The following is an 18,528-nucleotide window of genomic DNA, read 5'->3' on the forward strand; positions in this document are numbered from 1 at the left end:
TGCTGGGCCGGATCAAAGCGGCCGGGATGACCCACGTCGTGCTGGGAACGTCGTTCAAAGCAGAAGTGTTCCAGGAGCACTTTGGTGACGGCTCGGACCTGGGCCTCGAGATCGAGTATGTCGTGGAGGAAGAGGCTCTCGGCACGGGCGGCGGTATCCGTAACGTGCTGCCATCGCTCCGCCACGATAACGCCCTCGTTTTTAATGGCGACGTGTTGGGCGGCACGGACCTTCGCGCGGTGTTAGGAACCCACGCGACGAAGGATGCGGACGTCACCATGCACCTGGTGCGTGTTCCCGATCCGCGTGCTTTTGGTTGCGTGCCGACGAATGAGGACGGCCGGGTGACGGCGTTCTTAGAGAAGACGATGGATCCGCCGACGGACCAAATCAACGCCGGCTGCTACGTCTTTAAGCGCGAAATTATCGGCCGCATCCCAGAGAACCGTGTCGTGTCCGTTGAGCGGGAGGTGTTCCCGAAACTCCTTGACGACGGTCTACGTGTGTATGGCCACGTCGACCAGGCGTATTGGCGCGACATGGGTACGCCGGCTGACTTCGTCCGCGGTAGCTCGGACCTGGTGCGGGGCATTGCGTATTCGCCGATTTTGGTGGGGAAGACCGGGGAAGCCCTGGTCGACTCGTCGGCACAGATCGGCGGAGGTGCGCTCTTGCTCGGTGGCACCTACGTGGGCCGTGGCTGTGAAGTCGGCGGCGGTTCCCGCTTAGATACGACGGTCCTTTTCGACGGTGTCGAAGTGGAGGCAGGCGCAACCTTGGAGCGCTGCATCGTTGCCGCCGGGGCCCGGATTGGTGCCCGTGCTGTTCTTCGCGACGCGGTGATCGGCGAAGGGGCCGTGATCGGTGCGCGGTGTGAACTGATCGATGGTGTCCGCGTATGGCCCGGGGTGAATATCCCCGATAGCGGAATTAGGTTTTCTACCGACGTTTAGCCTCTGCGGGAAGGATCTATCCCACCCATTGATGAAAAATTGGTAAGGAAACGTATATTAATCATACAGAACCGGTAGACCACAATATCTAGTGGTCTGCAGGTTAAGTATGAGGGTATGTCGTGTTTTCTCCGAAAAAGGGTCAGCGCCCCTATGTAACCTGCGTGACAGATGTGACTAAAGGGGTTTATGTGGCGTGTTTGCGCAGGTGACGGGGCTTGACGTATTCGAATTACACGTGTGTAATCGTCCTGTAGAAAGACTTTCCGCCGACACGGAAAATGTGCTTGGTTTGTCCTTGCGAGAGTGGTAATGCCTGGTTTCTCCAGGCACATTTGGCTCTCTAACAGGGCGAATGGTGCATATCAGGCGGAAAGTGTGCGAGAAGCGTGCCGGCCTGCACAACATAAGACCCCACAAGATGTAGTGCTAGCCTGCCGGCCCGTTGACCGCATGAATGACCCTTGATGTGAATACCGCGACGCGTGCCAGTAGCCATCCACCCCGGCGCGACCACGTCGTTTAACCAAAAAGGAGAGGCATGGCTGATTCATCCGCGCACTTCCCTCGCGCTACCCTCCATGCGCTCATGGGAGAGGAAGTTACACAGCCGGACCAGCCTGGCGATGCCTCCTACTCGTCCGACCTTGCCGAGGACTTTGATATCCTTTTCGATTCTGTGGAGCAAGAGTGGCAAGAACAAGCTCTCTGCGCAGAAACAGACCCTGAGGCTTTCTTTCCTGAAAAGGGTGGTTCAACCCGCGAGGCAAAACGTATTTGTAAAGCCTGCGCGGTTCGTGACGAGTGCCTTGAATACGCTCTCGAACACGACGAACGCTTCGGTATTTGGGGTGGGTTATCCGAACGTGAGCGTCGTCGTCTGAAGAGACAGATCGGCTAAAGCGGCCGGGTTAAAGCAGCCGGCTCCTACGCCGGCTCATTCCAGATCTGGATCGATCATGCGTGGCTCGACGTTTAAATACGTGGCCACCAACTTCCCGATAATGTAGTGGAGCAATTCTGACCGTTCGGTCATGTTCTGTGTGCGCATTTCAATGGGGCGTCGGAAAACAACAATCCGGGGTCGCGTCGGACGGCCATCATCGTCGACACCGGCAGGTATCAGCCGACCCAGGGGGACTGCGCCGTCGGCCACCACTTCGTCGGGCCACACCGTCGTCAATTGGCGGGAGCGCATGCGTGGCACAGTGTCGAGTGCGATGTCCAGGTGTTCTAACTCTTCCGACCATTGCTCGTGGATCGGGGCGTAGGCGTCTAGAACGGCTTGGTCGAATTCTGCCGGGCGGCTGGTCCACCGCGGAACTTCGGGGGGCAAGATCGGCCCACGTATGCCACGACCGTGGCGCTCAGCTCGGCGGGAATAATCCATGCCACCAACCCTAATGGGCGCCGCCGACAGGATGAATCATCCACGCCGTCGGCGTTGAGGACATGGGCAGCTAGACTAATGCGACGTGAACGAAAAGCGCGTGAATAAGAAGCGACTGTGCTGCCGCCCCGGTTGCGGCCGACCCGCAGCTGCGACCTTGGTGTATTCGCACGCGGAGGAAACAGTCATCGTCGGCCCCCTCTCCTCAGACGACAATCCTCACAGTTGGGATTTGTGTGCGCGCCATTCCGCGCAGTTCCGCCCGCCCGAGGGGTGGACAGTTATTCGCGACGAGCCCGACGTCGATGGTGTCGACGATATGACAGCGCTCTTGGACAGCGTCAATGATCCACAGGGCGGCGACCACCGTGTCGACGCCGGTTCCGTTGCTGGTCCCGGTGCTCAGTTCGGTGCCGGTTCTGGCGCTCGTCATACCGACGCACCCCAGGGCGCAGTTGCTGATATTCAAGACACTATTTCGCGCTTAAACGGACACCGCGGTGAGGCCACACGCCACCGCAACGAAGGCACCACATATGACGCCGAAACCAACTCCGACGATGACGCCGAGTGGGAGATCGAATCCCCCCTCCTTCAAGCAGCGAAGGAGCGGGAGCGTCGTCGTCGCCTGTGGCGTGGCCGTGGGGAAGAACCCACCGTGGAGTCCTCCTATGGAAGGTCCGTCATCACGACGGGCCAAACGGGCCGTCACCGGCGGCCGGACAATCACCACGCGTCACACGTCGCACCCCATAACCGGGCTGAATCCCACCGCGCCGGGACCGAGCAGGAACCGTCGACAAGGACGATGCGACGGGGAGCGTCGAACCATTCAGAACCACACGAGCCCGCGCAGGGGTGGTCGCGGACACAGGACTCGTCGGAAGTTCGGCACCCGTCGCTGCATAACATTCCGGGGCGGAAGCGCGGCCATCTTCACGCCGTTCCAGACCCGGATCCGGATGGCGATAGGTGACATCGATAAGTCAAGCCCGTGTAAGATAACTGCGAACATTATTCAGACGAAAGGATTCCCGTGCCTGCGCGCGATCGCTCATTTGTTGACTCCGTTATTAAGGCTTACGACGTCCGGGGGGTCGTCGGGGAGCACATCGATGAAGCTTTTGTGAAAGAGGTCGGCGCCGCGTTTGCTCGTCTGCTCCGGTCGGAGGGGGAATCCACAGTCGCCGTCGGGCACGACATGCGGGAAAGCTCCCCATCGCTATCCGACGCCTTCGCCGAGGGAGTCATGGACCAGGGGCTCGACGTCGTCAAGGTCCATCTGTGCTCGACCGACGAGCTCTACTACGCATCCGGGAGCATGAAGTGCGCGGGAGCAATGTTCACGGCCTCCCACAACCCGTCCCAGTACAACGGCATCAAGATGTGCCGCGCGGGAGCTCGGCCGGTGGGTGAGCAAACCGGATTGGCTGAGATCAAGGATGACCTCGTGCGCGGTGTGCCGGCGTATGACGGCGACCGGGGTGAAGCTACGGACAAAGATGTGTTGCCCGGCTACGCGAAGTTCCTCAATAGTCTCGTCGACCTAACCTCCTCGCGTCCCCTCGTTGTCGCGGTGGATGCCGGCAACGGAATGGGCGGGTACACCGTCCCCGCCGTTCTCGGTGGCCTTCCTCTGGATATTCGCCCGCTGTACTTCGAGCTCGACGGAACGTTCCCGAACCACGTGGCTAACCCCCTGGAGCCGAAGAACCTCGTGGACCTCCAGAAATTCGTGGTTGACCAGAAGGCCGACATCGGACTGGCCTTCGATGGCGACGCCGATCGGTGCTTCGTGGTCGACGAAAAGGGCAACCCTGTCACGCCGTCCGCGATCTGTGCGCTTATCGCTGAGCGCTACCTGAGCCAGAAGCCGGGCGCGACCATCATCCACAACTTGATCACCTCCCACACCGTCCCCGAAATGATCACGGAGAACGGTGGGAAACCAGTGCGTACCCGCGTCGGCCATTCCTTCATCAAGGCGACGATGGCAGAGACGGGCGCCATTTTCGGTGGCGAGCACTCCGCTCACTATTACTTCACTGAGTTCTTCAACGCCGACTCCGGAATGTTGGCGGCCCTCCACGTGCTCGCCGCGCTGGGCTCGCAGGACAAGCCCCTGTCGGAGCTCATGGACCACTACTCGCGGTACGAGGCTTCCGGTGAGATCAACTCGCGTCTGGATTCCGCCGAGGCCCAGCGGGAGCGGGTTGAGGCCGTGCGTGCAGCATACGCCGACCGTGCAGAGAGCATGGATGAACTCGACGGTCTCACCGTTGAGCTCGGGGATGGCGAGTGGTTCAATGTGCGCGCCTCGAATACGGAACCGCTCCTCAGATTGAACGCAGAGGCCAAGACCCGTGAGGCCGTCGATGCCCTCACCTCGGATGTTTTAGCGGTTATTCGCGCCTAGAATAGGCCGTTGTGTACCCCCGCGAAACGCTTGTCACGGTAGCTCAAGAAGGCGCGCGCATCCGCGCCGTCGCCCGATCACTATCTGACGTGATGTCAGTCCTTGATCGCCCGACGATCGAGAGCACGCCCGACGGCTCCAGCACAGAAAGTCTGCGTTCCGACTTTTTCGGTATTGCCGACGACACGACCGACGATTCCTCTGAGGATCTCCGTTCTTTCGCGAAAAGTATTCCCGACGTTGCTCGCGGCGTTGTGATTGTGGCGTGTTCGGATACCGCAGTTCACGCTGCTCGTGCCGCGGTCGCGCTGATTCCGGACCCGTCGGTCCCCATCGTGGTGGTGGACCGTCTGCCGCGGTACGTGGGAGCAATGGATTGCGTGATTGTCCTGACGCCGGATCCTGCGGACCGTGAAGCGGAGGAAGCCGTAATGCGGTGCCGCCAGGTCGGTGCGATGGTTATGGTGGCTGCGCCGACGTCGGGACCTGTTGCGGAAGCAGGCGCCGGGTATGGCCTCGTTGTCCCGGACATTCCGGGTGTCACAGAAGAATCATGGGGGCGGTATGTGGCTACCGTGACGGGCGGGTGTGGTCTTGTCGGCCAGCTGCCGATTCAAGGCGTGTTGGACTATGCGGCAGATGCCGTCGACCGTGAGATGGAAGCTAGTGGTCCCGAGCGTGATGAGTCCGTGAACCCTGCGCGTCAACTGGGGTTGCGGATGAAGGATCATCGTGTGGTCATTGCAGGCAATGGCGCCACCCGGCATGTTGCTTCGTTCGCAGCGATGCGGCTGCTTCATCATGGGATTGTCGCTGCTACCGCCGATACCGCTGAGCTCGCTCGGTTCTACTCGGATCTTCACCGGGGGACGTCGATGGATATGGCCATCGATTCGTCGGGGGATATGGCAGCTGGGTCGGGCGGCGCCAGCAGTGACGTCGATAAGTCAATTTTTTATGATCCATTCTTGGATGCCCCTGCGGTTCAGCCGCTGGCTGCTGTGGTAGTGCCGGGGCTGGGGGATTCTTCGGGCCGGGGGAGGAATGATGAGCCTGATGCGGGGGTGTCGCGGGCATATCCTTCGGAGCAGGAGCTCAGTAGACTCGAGAGGTATTTTGATGCGCGGCCGGTGACGGTGGTGGATCTGACGGCGTCGGATCTTCATTCCGCGGTCGCGTATATCTGTGTGTTGGCTGCGCGGTGCGCGGCTGCTGCTGCCTATGTTGTTGCTCAGGAGTGATGACGGTGTAGGTAGCTTGTCCGCATAAGTTTTGTGGCCAGCACATCGTTTTGGCCAGCATGTCACGCTGCACGATAGATATTTTTAACGGAGGTTTAGATGGTTCAGCCGCTCACTGGGGCAATTCGTACGTATCCGTGGGGGTCGCGCACGGCGATAGCGCAAATGGCTGGCCGGCCAACGCCGTCGGATCACCCGGAGGCAGAAATGTGGTTTGGTGCCCACCCGGGTGCCCCGGCAACAGTGGACGGCGAACCCCTGGATGTGCTCATCGCCTCGGATTCCGTCAGTGCGCTGGGCGCGGGTATGTCCCGAGCGTACGAGGGGCGGTTGCCGTTCTTGCTCAAGCTGCTGGCTGCGGATAAGCCATTGAGCTTGCAGGCCCATCCGACGAAAGAACAGGCCGAAGAGGGGTGTGCGCGGGAGGACACCCTGGGTATCGCGCGTGATGCGCTGGAGCGGAATTATCGCGATGATAACCACAAGCCCGAATTGATCGTGGCGCTCACGCAGTTCGACGCGATGTGCGGTTTCCGCCCGATTGAACAGACTCTCAAGCTTTTCGACGCGTTGTCTGTGCCGGAATTAGAGCGCTACCGCGTGCTGATCTCCGGAATTCTTCCCTCTGAAGGATTGCGCAGCTTGGTCACGACGTGGATTACTCTTCCCTCTGACCAACGCAAAACGCTGATCGCTGCTGTTGTTGAGGGGGCTCGGGCCTACCGTGATAGTGGTAAGACGGAGTTCGCGATTGTTGCCGACCATCTGATCGAACTGGCCGACCGTTACCCGTCCGATCCTGGCGTGCTCTGCGCGTTGTTGCTCAACCACATTCGCCTTGAACCGGGGGAGGGGATTTACCTCAACGCGGGCCAGCTGCATGCGTACGTTCACGGGTTCGGCGTGGAGATCATGGCGAACTCGGACAATGTGCTGCGAGGTGGGTTGACCTCAAAGCATATTGATGTTCCGGAGTTGGTTCGGGTGCTCTCGTTCGATCCTCTGCCGGATCCTGTGATTACTCCGAATCAATTAACGACGGAGGGGTCGGGCTCAGGTGAGTCTGCAGGTTCGCAGCCCTCTGCGCAGGGTGTTTATTATCCGACGCCGGCGCCGGAGTTCCGTTTGCAGCGCTGGGAGCTGAATCCGGGCCAGTCGGTTGCGGTCTCGAGTGTGGCCAGTGATGGGAATTCGTTGTCGGAGGCATTGGTTGGGCCCGCGATTGTCCTGTGTACGCGCGGCACTGTTCATGTTTCGCAACCATCGGTTGATGACGCATCAGCGTCTGAAGGTGATGGCCACATTCGCGGTGATGGTTTTGGGCCGCTGGATCTCACGCCTAGTAAGGCTGCGTGGGTTCCCGATGATGCAGAGAGCACTCTCGTGACGAATAACAGCGACGAGCTCGCTGAAGTTTTCGTTGCGACGGTAGCAGGTTAGCGCGCCACCTCGCCGGGCTGCCGGTGAGAAGTGGCGGCGCTAGAAGCGCCGTGTGGGCGGCTACTCGCCAGAGCCGTTGTCGGCGCTGTTTGCCCCGGTGGCGGCGGTAGTGTGCGGAACGGCGGTAGTGGGCGCTTCGCGAGTTGCCGTGGCAGCGTTGCCAGCAGATTGCTGTTGTGGCGCGCCAGGTGTGACCGTAGTAGTCGCGGTACGCTCCTGCGTCGGCGCTCCACCCTGGTTGTTCTGTCCGGCACCCTGGTTGCTCTGATTGCCCTGGCCAGATGGCGCTTGTACCGCACTCGGGTGGGTCGTCGTCGGTTCGGCAGCTCCACCTCCAGAATTCGAGCCATTCTGGGTACCCGTCGGAGTGGGTTCGTGTGACGGCTGAGCAGATGGTTCGGATGGCGCCGGCGCTTGCGATGACCCAGGGGAATCCGAAGAGTCGGTGGGCTTCGCACCCTTAGACGGGTGGACGCTGTGTGGCTCCGAGGGCTTGTGTTTCCCTTTGACCTCTTCTCTCTTGTGGTCGTTGTCGTCGGCTACCCACACGCCATCTTTGTTTCGATGCATGGGGACAGCTTCGGACTGTGCCTGTGCGGCCGAGTCGTCGAGAATTTCCTTAGTCTGGTGCAACTGGCTACTGCTCAGGACGCGTTGCAGGCTTTCGGGCGTGTTGGTAAACCACAGCCCGATTCCCGGCGCGTTATCCGAGTCATCCGTGGACTCGCTGGCATCAGATGTGCCACTGTGCTGGCCCATTGCGGTGTTGCCGTTGTCGCGCGGGGCACCGAGCGCACCGAGGTGTGTTTCACCCCGCTTGGTACCAGGAGGCAAGATGGGGTCCTCGTCCCATTGGACGTTGGCGTTCGGCTGCTCGTGGGATTGCGAATTGTTCCCCTGCGAGCTGTTCCCGCTTGCGCTGTTTCCGCTCGAGCCTTGGTTGGTCTTATCGCCGCTGTTAGCCCGGTTGCTGGACTGGTTACCTAGCTGACCGTAACTATTGTTCTGAGCATTCCCGGAGTTCCTATTCCCCTGCCAAGAGTTGGACGAGCCACCACCGTTCGACCCCTGTGAACCAGCGGCTTCAACGTCGTTAGTCCTGTCATTTGAAGACACCGACTCTGTCTCGACGGTGGTGGGGTGCTTCGTGGTCGACGAAGCTGTCTCGGGTGAGGAGAGCTTCCAGACGCCTACTCCGATCGCACATGCGAAAACCAGGCCAGTTCCGACGAAAGTGTAAATGGGGAGGCGGCCTCGTGACGGCGGGGTGCCGTTATAGACGACGCGTTCCGACGACACTGTTTGAGCTCCGTCGCTGGAACCAGAGAGCGAGGAACCGTCGGCAATTGATGACGATGATGACGATGATGCAGAGCGTGATGACGGCGTCGATTGTGACGAGGAATTCGTGAGTAGTGAGTCGTCCGTTCGTTCGGACTCGGAATTATTCCCCGTGGTTGGATTGTTGTTGGTCAATCCGTGGCCTCCCTTAAGTGACGGCCGTCATCCCTTGTTTCCGCGGGAATTGGTACTCGCATCAATAACTGCGGAAGAGAATAACAAAAGAGTTACAAAATAGCTACGGACGTGCTGGTTTATATGGGAGCGGCGGCCGGCCGCGTGATTGCACCATCAGGCCACGAAGGTCAGGGCAAAGCAGTGATAGCCTGGATTGCAGCATGGGTAGAGAGCCATAAATGGGACATCACATGATCTATAATGTGATGAAAATCACTTCAATAGGTGTCCCGAAACACAACGGCAACTTGATATCTACCCACCATGTTAGGAGTGAACACTGTGCCAAAGAATGTTGAAAGCTTTGAATTAGACCACACGAAGGTGGCTGCGCCTTACATCCGGCGCGCATCCGATTACGAGATCGCTGATGGCCACACGATCGTCAAGTACGACCTACGGTTCCGCCAGCCGAACAAGTCGCACATCGAGATGTCAACGATGCACGCGATCGAGCACAGCATGGCCGAGGCGCTCCGCGACCACTTAAAGGGAGTCATTGACTTCGGCCCAATGGGGTGCCAGACCGGTTTTTATTTGACCGTAGACACGACTGCCGACGGCCCCACCTGGGACGAAGTTGCCGACGCTGTCAAGAAGGCTATCGCGGATATCGAGAAGTGGGATTCCGTGCCCGGCGCGGGAATTAAGTCGTGCGGTTGGGCGGAGCACCACGATCTCGACGGTGCCAAGAAAGAGCTGGCAGAGTTCGATGCCCACAGCGATGAGTGGAATCAGGTTTTCGCGTGAGCGGTGACGAACCATCGGTCATGTCCGACGTTCCACGCCCGGGGCGTACCTATGGCGAATCTGATTCATCCGTAGCCCTGCTCATTGCGGCAATGCCGGAGGAATTCGAGCCGCTGAAAGCGCGCTTGGACGACGCTCACAGCGTCCACCTTCCCGGTATTCACGACGCTGTAGTGGGCCGTCATGGTGGCAAGACCATCCTGCTGCTTCTCAGCGGTATTGGGCTGGTGAACGCGGCGCACGCGGCCACTGTTGGGTTGTGTTTAGGGCCGTCCGTTGTGAGCGACGGAACTAGTAACGACGGATCCTCGAATGGCGCAGCGAGCCAATCCGCCGAGCCCGGCGAGATCGGCTGCGTGATGTCCATCGGCACAGCCGGTGTTGTACCTGGTCGTGCCTCAATTGGTGACGTCGTGGTAAGCGAGAAAGTTGTCCCGGGCGACTTCGACCTCACGGCATTCGGCTACGAGCGCGGTCAGGTGCCGGGCCTTACCGCGGGTTACCCGGGTGACCGCGATCTGCTAGCAGCTGCAGATGCCATGGAAGCCAAAGCGCTCGGCTTCGTCAGCGTGGATCGCTTCGTCGGCATCCCCGAGGCTGCCGCGATACGCGAGGTCTTCCCGGACGCGTCCGTCGTCGATATGGAATCTTCGGCTCTCGCGCAAACGGCGGTTCTTCATGAGACGCCGTTTATCTCGGTGCGGTCCGTGACCGACGTCATTGGGGAGTCTGAGACGTCCGTGCACCTTGATGAGGTTGATAATTCCTCGGTCCAGGCGGCTAATGCTGCGCTCGACATTCTTGGTCGGGTGTAGGTCGGCATCGGCCTCATTGCCGGCCATGTCCTAGCCGCGCGGTAGGCTCGGTGCATGATTGTTGCGTGTGAGGGCATCGACGGCGCGGGCAAGAACACCCTGGTCACGGCCATAGAAAAAGAGCTGGTGGAGAGGGAAAAGCCCGTCGCGCTGGTGTCTTTTCCCCGCTATAACGATTCTGTACATGCCCAGTTGGCCCGGTCCGCGTTGTATGGGGGGATGGGGGATCTCGTCGATTCGGCGTGCGGGATGGCTACGTTGTTTGCCCTTGATCGCGCGGAGATCGCCGATGACATCGCCGAGTTGTCGGAGGACGGATATTTCGTGCTCATTGACCGTTTCGTCGCATCCAATGCTGCATACACCGCAGCGCGGTCGGGGTGGGATGGGCAATCGCCGTCGCAGGACAATCCCACGGTGTCGTGGATTGCTGAGCTCGAGTTCGAGCGGCTAGGTATTCCGGTTCCGGATCTCCACATTTTCTTATCGACGCCACCGCGCCTGGCTTCTGAGCGAGCCGTGGCCCGCGAGGACGAGGATGCTTCCCGCGCTCGCGACGCGTTTGAGAAGGATAGCGATCTGCAGCAGCGGACGGCTGCAGCGTATGAAGCATTAGCACGCGATCAGTGGCAGTCTCCATGGGTTGTTGTGAAACCCGGTGACGTCACCCGGCAGGCCACCGAAGTTGTTGGAGCCATCCTGCGACATGCGTGATAACTGTCAGCACCTGATTCGTGACGGCTGACGATTTCGCCGCGTCACTAAAACGTCACGCCGAGTGAGGCATGAGGTCGCTCAGGGTGCCGACTAAGCGATCAAGATCGTCGGGCGTGTGTGTGGCCATCGTCGTCACGCGGAGAATCGCCTGCCCGCGAGCGACCGTGGGATACCGAATTCCGGGGACGTGGAATCCGCGGTCGGATAGCCCTTGGGAAATGCGAACGGCGTCGGCTTCGTCGCCAATAAAAATCGGGATGATGGGGGTGCTGTCGCTTGTCCCATCGACCAGCGGGATACCGTGGTCGCGCAGCTGATTGCGCAGGTAGAGGGAGTTATCCTGCAGCCGGCGGACGCGGTCGGGCTCGCGCAGAATTACCCTGACGGCGGCTTGTGTCGCCGCCACTGAGGCCGGTGCTGAGGACGTGGAAAACACGTAGCCCCGCGCCCGGTTTCGCAAGAACTCAGCCACAGGGGTGGAACAGCACACGGCCGCGCCTTCTGATCCGAGGGCCTTGGACGCGGTAATGACGAGCAGGTCCGGCCGCAAGTCAGAGTCGTCCGATAAATCCGCGCCGGACTCACGATCCGCGCCGCCATCCTGACGTCGAGCGTCGCTCCAATACTCGATAATGCCGCGACCAGTCCGACCCAGCGTTCCCGTGCCATGCGCATCGTCGATAAGAACCCACGAACCATGTGCTCGCGCCAGCCGCATAATGCTGGGGAGTGGGGCAATATCGCCGTTCATGGAAAATACGCCATCGGACACGATGAGTTTCCTGGGGCTCGCGCACTGGGCGAGTGCGTTCTCGAGGTGCTCCATGTCCTTGTGAGGGTAAACGTGGACCACCGCGTTTCCCCTGGTAGCCATCCGGATGCCGTCAATCAGGCTCGCGTGGTTGAGCTCGTCGGAGAAAATGGTCATTCCGGGTGTGTTGGCAGGCGCAGTGCTGGGGGCATCGGGAATATCGGTAGCCAGCGTGGCCAGAACAGCGCCGTTGGCTTGATACCCGGTTCCGAACAGCACCGCGTCGTCGTACCCGGTGAACCCGGCTAGCGTTCGTTCCGTACTGGTGTGGAGCGTGAAGTTTCCCGTGGTCAGACGGCTACCACCGGTTCCGGCGCCAAAAAGCTTACAAGCCTCGGTCGCGGCCGTGATGACATCGGGATGTTCGCTGAGTCCCAAATAGTTGCTCGACGAGAAGAGCACGGTCTCAGCTCCTGACACGGTCGTGTGTGGCGTGGGTGCCGACGAGAACTCCAGCGGGTAGCGCCGCAATCCCTTGTTTTCCCACGCGGTAAGGGATTGCTCAGCGAACGTTGTGAGATCAGTCGTGAGGTCGGTCGCAGGGGTGGCGTCGGATTCATCGTGGTGCGGCGAGTGGTTGTCCTGCGGCGGCCACGGAATTCCATGCACAATGACCGCGGTATTCTCAAGGAAATCGATGCAGTCAGCAATCTCCTCGTCCGTTCCCCGCACAAGGAATACGCGCCCGCCCTGGGGACTGCCTGCGGGTTTGATGTTCTCGATCCGCACGTAGTGCCCCGGTGTGCTCACATATCCGGTCGTGTACTCAGGGTCATCAGAAATGCACAGCTCCGCGCATACGGCGGGGTGGTACTGCACTTTCGACGCCAGCGTCAGCGCCTCACAGTAATACGGTTTCGCGGTTGTCGAGGACGACATTTCTTCGGCAGCGTCGGCACCCGTCGGCATGTCATTATCCAACGCCGTCACACGAACTCCCCGGATATCTTTCGTATCCCGACGCTCCCCGGTATCGGCGTCAAGAAGCATCGCGCCGCGCATCCCCCGGATACGCGTCAGTGCGTCGAGTGCGTGCTTCGCGGTCGGAATTCCCGCGTCGCGAAGGATCTCCGTGACCGCGCGGTGGGCCTCGTCGACAGTCTGTGTATGACGCGTCTCCCGGGTGAGAGCCGGGATATGGGTGATCTCGTCCTCGTCAACGCGGTGGACACTGACAACAACATCATCGGGTCGCCCATTCGAATGCGTCCAGGCCCGATGTTCCAACTCGGCCACAGTGCGCATGATGTCCGACGCCGACACGATGCGCTCCACACCAGAAATGTGCCGATCACATGGTGCACCGTCGCTGGTTCTGGGCGATGACGAGACCCGCGCGCTCGCCCGCATTTTGATGCTAAACCGCACCGTACACTCCTTTTATGAGGATCTGACGAAGGGGAATACCCGGAGCTATCGTAAGTTGCTGCGACTGTGTCCCAGCCATATGCCAGAATATAGGAATATGAAGACAAAAATCCTCGTTGTCGACGATGACCCGGCCATTGCGGAAATGCTCATGATCGTCCTTCAAGGTGAAGGGTTCGATACGGTCGTAGTGGGTGATGGTGCAGAGGCCGTGACCGCCGCATCCAACGAGGAACCGGATCTTATTTTGCTCGACGTCATGCTGCCCAGCATGAACGGGGTCGACGTGTGCCGGGCTATCCGGAAGACGTCAGGGGTGCCCATCGTGATGTTGAGCGCTCGGACCGACACTGTCGATGTTGTCCTGGGCTTGGAGTCCGGCGCGGATGATTACATTAATAAGCCGTTTAAGCCGAAAGAGCTGGTGGCGCGCGTCCGTGCGCAGTTGCGTCGTCGCGAACAGGCCACGGGGGACACGATCCACGTCGGCGATTTAGTTATCGACGTTCCGGGGCACATCGTGAAGCGCGATGGGAAGGAAATTCCACTTACCCCTATCGAGTTCGACCTGCTCACCCAGTTAGCTAGCCGGCCGAAGCAAGTGCTCACGCGTGAGGAACTGCTGCGGGAAGTATGGGGCTACAAGCAGCCCACGGACACCCGTGTGTTGAACGTGCATATCAACCGCTTGCGGATCAAGGTCGAAAAGGATCACAAGAATCCGAAGCTGATCCAGGCCGTCCGAGGAGTGGGTTACAAGATCGGTGAGTAGCGGAAATCCAGAGTCCCGTCCGGGACGATTACGACATCCCCTCTTTGATCCGAAGAATCAAGAGGGGCTTAGTGCACTTGTCCGCCCTTCGCTGCGTGATAACGACTCAGATGGCCACAGCCGCTGGCCACTGAGCATCCGGCGTTTGTGGCGTCGAATCATCGATAAGTGGCAGACATCCGCCCAGGTGAAGACCGTGGGGCGGATGTTTATTGCGTCGGCGATTGTCCTGTTCGTTCTGGGTTTCACACTCATTTCTTTCATGACGACGCGCCTCACCCAAGCGAAGGTAGAGGCCGCCCAAGATGGCATCGATAGGGCCCGGCGCGCTGTGGAGCAGCAGATTGACGCGTCGGACACCTCGAACTCGATTCAGGTTCGTATCAACGCGGCCAGGACTGCCTTGACCGAGCGCGGTGGAGGATCCGATGCGTCGGATTCGTCATCAGGCCCGGTCAACTCGGCCTATGAGCCGGTGCTGATTGCGCCCGATATCAATGGCGAGGACGTCGTCTCTCCCGACAACGCCCAGATCCCAAAAAGCCTCAGGAATTTTATTCACGACAATCAGGTGGCGTATCAGTTCGATACGTTGCGACGCCCCGACGGCAGTCGATATAAAGCCCTGATTATTGGTTCGCCGGTGTCCTCTGATGTGCAGGGGCTGGAACTGTACCTGATCTTGCCGATGGATAACGACGAATCCACCTTGGCGCTGATGCGCGGGCTGATATCCAGCGGCGGGATCATTCTTCTTGTTGTGCTGGTCGGCATCGTCTGGACATTCGCGCAGCAGGTCACCACCCCTGTTCGCACGGCCAGCCGCACGGCTGAAAGGTTTTCTCAAGGGCACTTGAGTGAGCGCATGGCGGTGAATGGCCGCGACGAGATGGCTCGCTTGGCCACGAGTTTTAACTCCATGGCGGACTCGTTATCGAAGCAGATTAAACAGCTCGAAGAGTATGGTGACCTACAAAAACAGTTCACGTCGGATGTGTCTCACGAATTGAGATCACCCTTGACGACGGTTCGGATGGCTGCGGACATCATCGAAGATAACGCCGACAACCTTGACCCCGTGATGCGTCGTGCGTCGTCGTTGATGAATAAAGAATTGGGGCGTTTCGAGGGGCTGCTCAGCGACCTTTTGGATATCTCCCGTCACGATTCCGGCGTTGAAGAGTTGTCGCTCGAGCAGGTCGATTTGCTGGGCGCGCTGCATGATGCGTGGCTGTTGAACGTCCAACTGGCGAAGAAACTCAACGTCCTTGTTCGCTTCCATGTGCCCAGCGAGCCGCTGTTTATGCCCATTGATACTCGACGGATCCAACGCATTTTCCGCAATCTCATTGAGAATGCGCTGGACCATGCCGAGGGGAAGCCCCTCGATATCGCTGTTCGACGCAATGATCGGGCGGTGTCGATCATCGTATTAGACCACGGTGTCGGGCTGAAAGAAGGCGAAGAAGACCTTGTGTTCAACCGCTTTTGGCGTGCCGATCCCTCCCGCGTGCGCCACCGCGGAGGCACCGGGCTGGGCCTGGCTATTGCCCGCGAGAATGCTGCGTTGCATGGCGGCAAACTCGACGCGATCGGTGAGATTAAGGTCGGCTCCTGTTTCCGCCTGACACTCCCGATTGACCCCGACGTTCCCGTGACGGGGAATGACGCTGCCTTGGACCTCGCAGTGGGGGAGAAGGCCGACGCGACCTTAGCGTCCTATCCGGAGTTGGTTGTGAAGACGTATGGTGCTGTGGACCACGCTGTCAGCGAACCAACCGAAGGCGACGAGGCGAGTGCCGGTGAGGCTCTAGCTGGTGGCGATGCCTACGCTGCCGATGATGGTCGCGCTGGTGGCGAGATGGGCGATTCAAGCATGCCAGATGCTGGCCCGGCCGACGCTAGCATCACGGATGAACACGGAGTCTCATCGGATGGTCAACAAGCGTTATTCGCTTCGTCGGCCGAGTCGTCCACGAGTGGTTCTATACAGAGCGCTCATGCAGAAGGCGCGGATGTAGATCAGTCCAATGAAGTCTGCGCGTCGGCAGCTGAATCTGCATTACCGACGGCAGCTCCCGATGAAGTCCCAACAGGCGAAGTCACTCCGAGTGAAGAGTGGCCGACGACGCATGCCGGATCTGCCAGCGGTATCAACGTCGAGAATAATGCTCCTACCAGTGGGAAACCTGTCGATAATGCTGGCGCTGAAACCCAAGGGAATGATTATTCCGCCGAGAACGATTATTACGGTACGGAGTTAGAGGAAATCAGTGAAGAAGAACTCCGCGCAACCGCTGAAATGGATGACTTTGACCCCGAACCGTCCGGATCACTGCCGGTCACCACATCCGACGATGCTGGCATCGCTACCGATACTGGCAACCCCGCCGAAACCGCTCACACCGATTCTGAGGAGGACCAATGATGAACAAACCGTGGCCCTCATCGCGACGCCGACGTGTCGTCGCCGTCAGCACCGCACTCTGCATCGGGGCGGCATCGTCAGTATCAGGGTGCGCCACTTTGCCCAGCCGTAGCGATCCGAAAGCTATCCATTCCTACGCGCCGGGGGAATCGGGCACAACCGTTCCCGGGCCCCAAAAAGGAGACGCCCCCGACGAAGTGCTCCGCGGGTTCTTCTCGGCCTCAGCTCACCCGTCGCATAGTCACAAGGCCGCTCGCGCGTTCCTGACCAGCAAGTCGTCGGATTCATGGAAAGACGGTAATGATGCGTTCATCGTCCAGCAGCTCAACATTAATTCGTCGGGTCAACCGTTGGATGATGAAGCGACCTTCGATGTGTCGGGCTCCACAATTGGCGTTCTGGGCGATGGGGGAACGTTCACCCCACGTAGCGGGTACTACCGTTCACAATTCAAACTAAAGAAGGTCAACGGCGAGTGGAGAATTTCGTCGGTGCCCGAGGGCATCATCCTCCAGAGCGTCGACTTCGAACAGACCTATCGGGCCTACTCGGTGTACTTCTTGGACCACACCGGCCGGTACTTAGTCTCCGACCGACGGTGGATCTATTCCCAGCAAGACACGATTGAATCAAGCCTCATGTCGCTCCTAGCCAGTGGGCCGCGCCAGGAACTCGCGCCCGGCATTGGCACCGCTCTGCCTGCGGGAACGTCGATTACTGCGAAGAGCGACAAAGCCGGCGGGTCTACCGTCGATATCAAAGGGCTGTCCCAAGTCAGTAGCGACGACCGCCAAAAGATCGCCGGGCAGATCGTGTGGACACTCATTCACGCCGATGTGCGTGGACCGTTCACCCTCATGGCGGATGGAGCGCCCCTGCTTGACCAAGCGCATAAATCGCTGAACGCGTCCGACGTCTCTGACCTCAACCCTGAGCCGCCAGAGATGAACACCCTTCACGCCGTTGCGGACGGAAGTCTCGTGATGATCTCGGATTCGGGCGCCACTGGTGATCGTGGCCCATTCGGACGTGACGGCAAGATCCTCTCTGCCGGGATTACGCCGAATGGTGGTCTAGCTGCAGTCGTGGAACGCGACAACACCGGGGATGATGACGAAGGTCGTGGCCAGTCAGACAGCGGCAATAGTGTTTTGCGCATCGGGCACGTGATGGATACCGACGCCGACACCCGGAATAGCCTGGAGGACGCCGATGGGGCGGCGCAACCCATTGTGCGCGGTCGAACGCTCACCCGGCCGTCCTGGTCAGAAGACGGCACAGTGGCCTGGACCGTCGCCGATGGCAAAGAAATCCACCGCGTTGAATACCAAACCGGGACGGACAGCAAATCCGGGTCCGGGAGCGTCAAGAACGAATACATCGTGGATAACGACGCTCTCCGAGGCCAACTCCGCAGCGACGACGACGGCGACGACGAGAATAACGACCACAAAATCAGTGAATTCCGCGTCGCCAACGACGGCGTGCGGGCGGCCATGATCATCGGCGGCCGCGTGTTCACGGCGATTATCGCGCCGGGCGAGGGCGGTAAGAGCCGCATCATGTCTCCTCGCGAGCTGGGCGAGGTTTTTGTGGGCGACACCGCGACGAGCTTGGATTGGCAACCAGATGGTTCGCTCTTAATTGGCACGCAGTCGCAGGACGCGCCGATATGGAGTGTTCAACCCGACGGCTCCGATGCAACCAGGCTGACCTCGAACAACGTGCAGGCCCCGGTGTCGGCCGTGGCGTCCACGCGCAACGAGCTCTACATCACCGATTCGCGGTCTGTGCTCCAGTTGGAGCGGAACAACTCGTCGGATACAGCGACGCAGAACTGGCGTGAAGTGCCTGGCCTGCAGGGCATTCGCGCGCAGCCGATCGTCTCCCGGTAGCACGCGGTCGGGGG

15 protein-coding genes are annotated in these 18,528 nt (G+C 59.8%); 12 read left to right on the plus strand and 3 right to left on the minus strand.

What is annotated here, in order from left to right:
• Both Q3981_RS01625 and Q3981_RS01630 read left to right on the plus strand, forming a co-directional pair.
• A partial coding sequence (locus tag Q3981_RS01625) for an NDP-sugar synthase (protein ID WP_303123227.1) occupies positions 1 to 953 on the plus strand: 953 nt, incomplete at its 5' end.
• Between the two features lie 589 nt (positions 954 to 1,542).
• Positions 1,543 to 1,854: a WhiB family transcriptional regulator gene (locus tag Q3981_RS01630; protein WP_046202810.1), complete on the plus strand. Its 312-nt coding sequence runs from the start codon at positions 1,543 to 1,545 to the stop codon at positions 1,852 to 1,854.
• Between the two features lie 36 nt (positions 1,855 to 1,890).
• Here the strand turns inward: Q3981_RS01630 and Q3981_RS01635 are convergent, their stop codons facing one another.
• Positions 1,891 to 2,343 (minus strand): metallopeptidase family protein, encoded by a 453-nt coding sequence (locus Q3981_RS01635; protein WP_012732132.1) that lies wholly within the window; start codon positions 2,341 to 2,343, stop codon positions 1,891 to 1,893.
• 85 nt (positions 2,344 to 2,428) lie between these two features.
• Here Q3981_RS01635 and Q3981_RS01640 point away from each other — a divergent pair, with 85 nt between their 5' ends.
• The 4 genes from Q3981_RS01640 (at position 2,429) to manA (ending at position 7,440) form a co-directional block, all read left to right on the plus strand.
• A complete protein-coding gene (locus tag Q3981_RS01640) occupies positions 2,429 to 3,319 on the plus strand; it encodes a DUF3499 family protein (RefSeq protein ID WP_303123233.1) in 891 nt (296 codons plus the stop codon).
• A 60-nt stretch (positions 3,320 to 3,379) separates the two neighbouring features.
• Positions 3,380 to 4,759: a phosphomannomutase/phosphoglucomutase gene (locus tag Q3981_RS01645; protein ID WP_303123235.1), complete on the plus strand. Its 1,380-nt coding sequence runs from the start codon at positions 3,380 to 3,382 to the stop codon at positions 4,757 to 4,759.
• An 11-nt stretch (positions 4,760 to 4,770) separates the two neighbouring features.
• The gene (locus Q3981_RS01650; RefSeq protein ID WP_303123237.1) at positions 4,771 to 6,000 is read left to right on the plus strand and encodes a hypothetical protein; all 1,230 of its coding nucleotides are present in this window, start codon (positions 4,771 to 4,773) and stop codon (positions 5,998 to 6,000) included.
• 99 nt (positions 6,001 to 6,099) lie between these two features.
• Positions 6,100 to 7,440 (plus strand): mannose-6-phosphate isomerase, class I, encoded by a 1,341-nt coding sequence (gene manA, locus Q3981_RS01655; RefSeq protein WP_303123239.1) that lies wholly within the window; start codon positions 6,100 to 6,102, stop codon positions 7,438 to 7,440.
• Positions 7,441 to 7,500: 60 nt separating this feature from the next.
• Here manA and Q3981_RS01660 read toward each other — a convergent pair whose 3' ends face one another.
• Positions 7,501 to 8,916 (minus strand): hypothetical protein, encoded by a 1,416-nt coding sequence (locus Q3981_RS01660; RefSeq protein ID WP_303123241.1) that lies wholly within the window; start codon positions 8,914 to 8,916, stop codon positions 7,501 to 7,503.
• Positions 8,917 to 9,240: 324 nt separating this feature from the next.
• Here Q3981_RS01660 and Q3981_RS01665 point away from each other — a divergent pair, with 324 nt between their 5' ends.
• From Q3981_RS01665 to Q3981_RS01675, 3 genes are read left to right on the plus strand one after another with little or no spacing between them, the layout of a single operon-like run.
• Entirely contained in the window at positions 9,241 to 9,708 is a 468-nt protein-coding gene (locus Q3981_RS01665; RefSeq protein ID WP_303123243.1) for an S-ribosylhomocysteine lyase, read from the plus strand.
• Entirely contained in the window at positions 9,705 to 10,523 is an 819-nt protein-coding gene (mtnN, locus tag Q3981_RS01670) for a 5'-methylthioadenosine/S-adenosylhomocysteine nucleosidase (RefSeq protein ID WP_303123245.1), read from the plus strand. The genes Q3981_RS01665 and mtnN overlap by 4 nt, the downstream gene beginning before the upstream one ends.
• A gap of 54 nt (positions 10,524 to 10,577) precedes the next feature.
• Positions 10,578 to 11,237 (plus strand): dTMP kinase, encoded by a 660-nt coding sequence (locus Q3981_RS01675; protein WP_303123247.1) that lies wholly within the window; start codon positions 10,578 to 10,580, stop codon positions 11,235 to 11,237.
• 55 nt (positions 11,238 to 11,292) lie between these two features.
• Here Q3981_RS01675 and Q3981_RS01680 read toward each other — a convergent pair whose 3' ends face one another.
• Entirely contained in the window at positions 11,293 to 13,419 is a 2,127-nt protein-coding gene (locus Q3981_RS01680) for a 6-carboxyhexanoate--CoA ligase (protein ID WP_303123249.1), read from the minus strand.
• A gap of 97 nt (positions 13,420 to 13,516) precedes the next feature.
• Here Q3981_RS01680 and mtrA point away from each other — a divergent pair, with 97 nt between their 5' ends.
• From mtrA to lpqB, 3 genes are read left to right on the plus strand one after another with little or no spacing between them, the layout of a single operon-like run.
• The gene (gene mtrA, locus Q3981_RS01685; RefSeq protein WP_303123251.1) at positions 13,517 to 14,191 is read left to right on the plus strand and encodes an MtrAB system response regulator MtrA; all 675 of its coding nucleotides are present in this window, start codon (positions 13,517 to 13,519) and stop codon (positions 14,189 to 14,191) included.
• Positions 14,184 to 16,619 carry an MtrAB system histidine kinase MtrB gene (gene mtrB / locus Q3981_RS01690; RefSeq protein WP_303123253.1) on the plus strand — a complete coding sequence of 812 codons (2,436 nt, stop codon included), beginning with the start codon at positions 14,184 to 14,186 and terminating at the stop codon, positions 16,617 to 16,619. Before mtrA ends, mtrB begins: the two co-directional genes overlap by 8 nt.
• Positions 16,616 to 18,514 carry an MtrAB system accessory lipoprotein LpqB gene (gene lpqB / locus Q3981_RS01695; RefSeq protein ID WP_303123255.1) on the plus strand — a complete coding sequence of 633 codons (1,899 nt, stop codon included), beginning with the start codon at positions 16,616 to 16,618 and terminating at the stop codon, positions 18,512 to 18,514. The genes mtrB and lpqB overlap by 4 nt, the downstream gene beginning before the upstream one ends.
• Positions 18,515 to 18,528: the final 14 nt, after the last annotated feature.

This window comes from Corynebacterium sp. (genome assembly GCF_030530965.1).
In the GTDB taxonomy this organism is placed as follows: Bacteria; Actinomycetota; Actinomycetes; order Mycobacteriales; family Mycobacteriaceae; genus Corynebacterium.

What these genes read in the sequence shown, in the direction of transcription:
- Q3981_RS01630 (WP_046202810.1), top strand. Translation starts at nt 1,543, where the DNA reads ATGGGAGAGGAAGTTACACAGCCGGACCAGCCTGGCGATGCCTCCTAC.
- Q3981_RS01635 (WP_012732132.1), bottom strand. Translation starts at nt 2,343, where the DNA reads ATGGATTATTCCCGCCGAGCTGAGCGCCACGGTCGTGGCATACGTGGG.
- manA (WP_303123239.1), top strand. Translation starts at nt 6,100, where the DNA reads ATGGTTCAGCCGCTCACTGGGGCAATTCGTACGTATCCGTGGGGGTCG.
- Q3981_RS01675 (WP_303123247.1), top strand. Translation starts at nt 10,578, where the DNA reads ATGATTGTTGCGTGTGAGGGCATCGACGGCGCGGGCAAGAACACCCTG.
- mtrA (WP_303123251.1), top strand. Translation starts at nt 13,517, where the DNA reads ATGAAGACAAAAATCCTCGTTGTCGACGATGACCCGGCCATTGCGGAA.
- lpqB (WP_303123255.1), top strand. Translation starts at nt 16,616, where the DNA reads ATGATGAACAAACCGTGGCCCTCATCGCGACGCCGACGTGTCGTCGCC.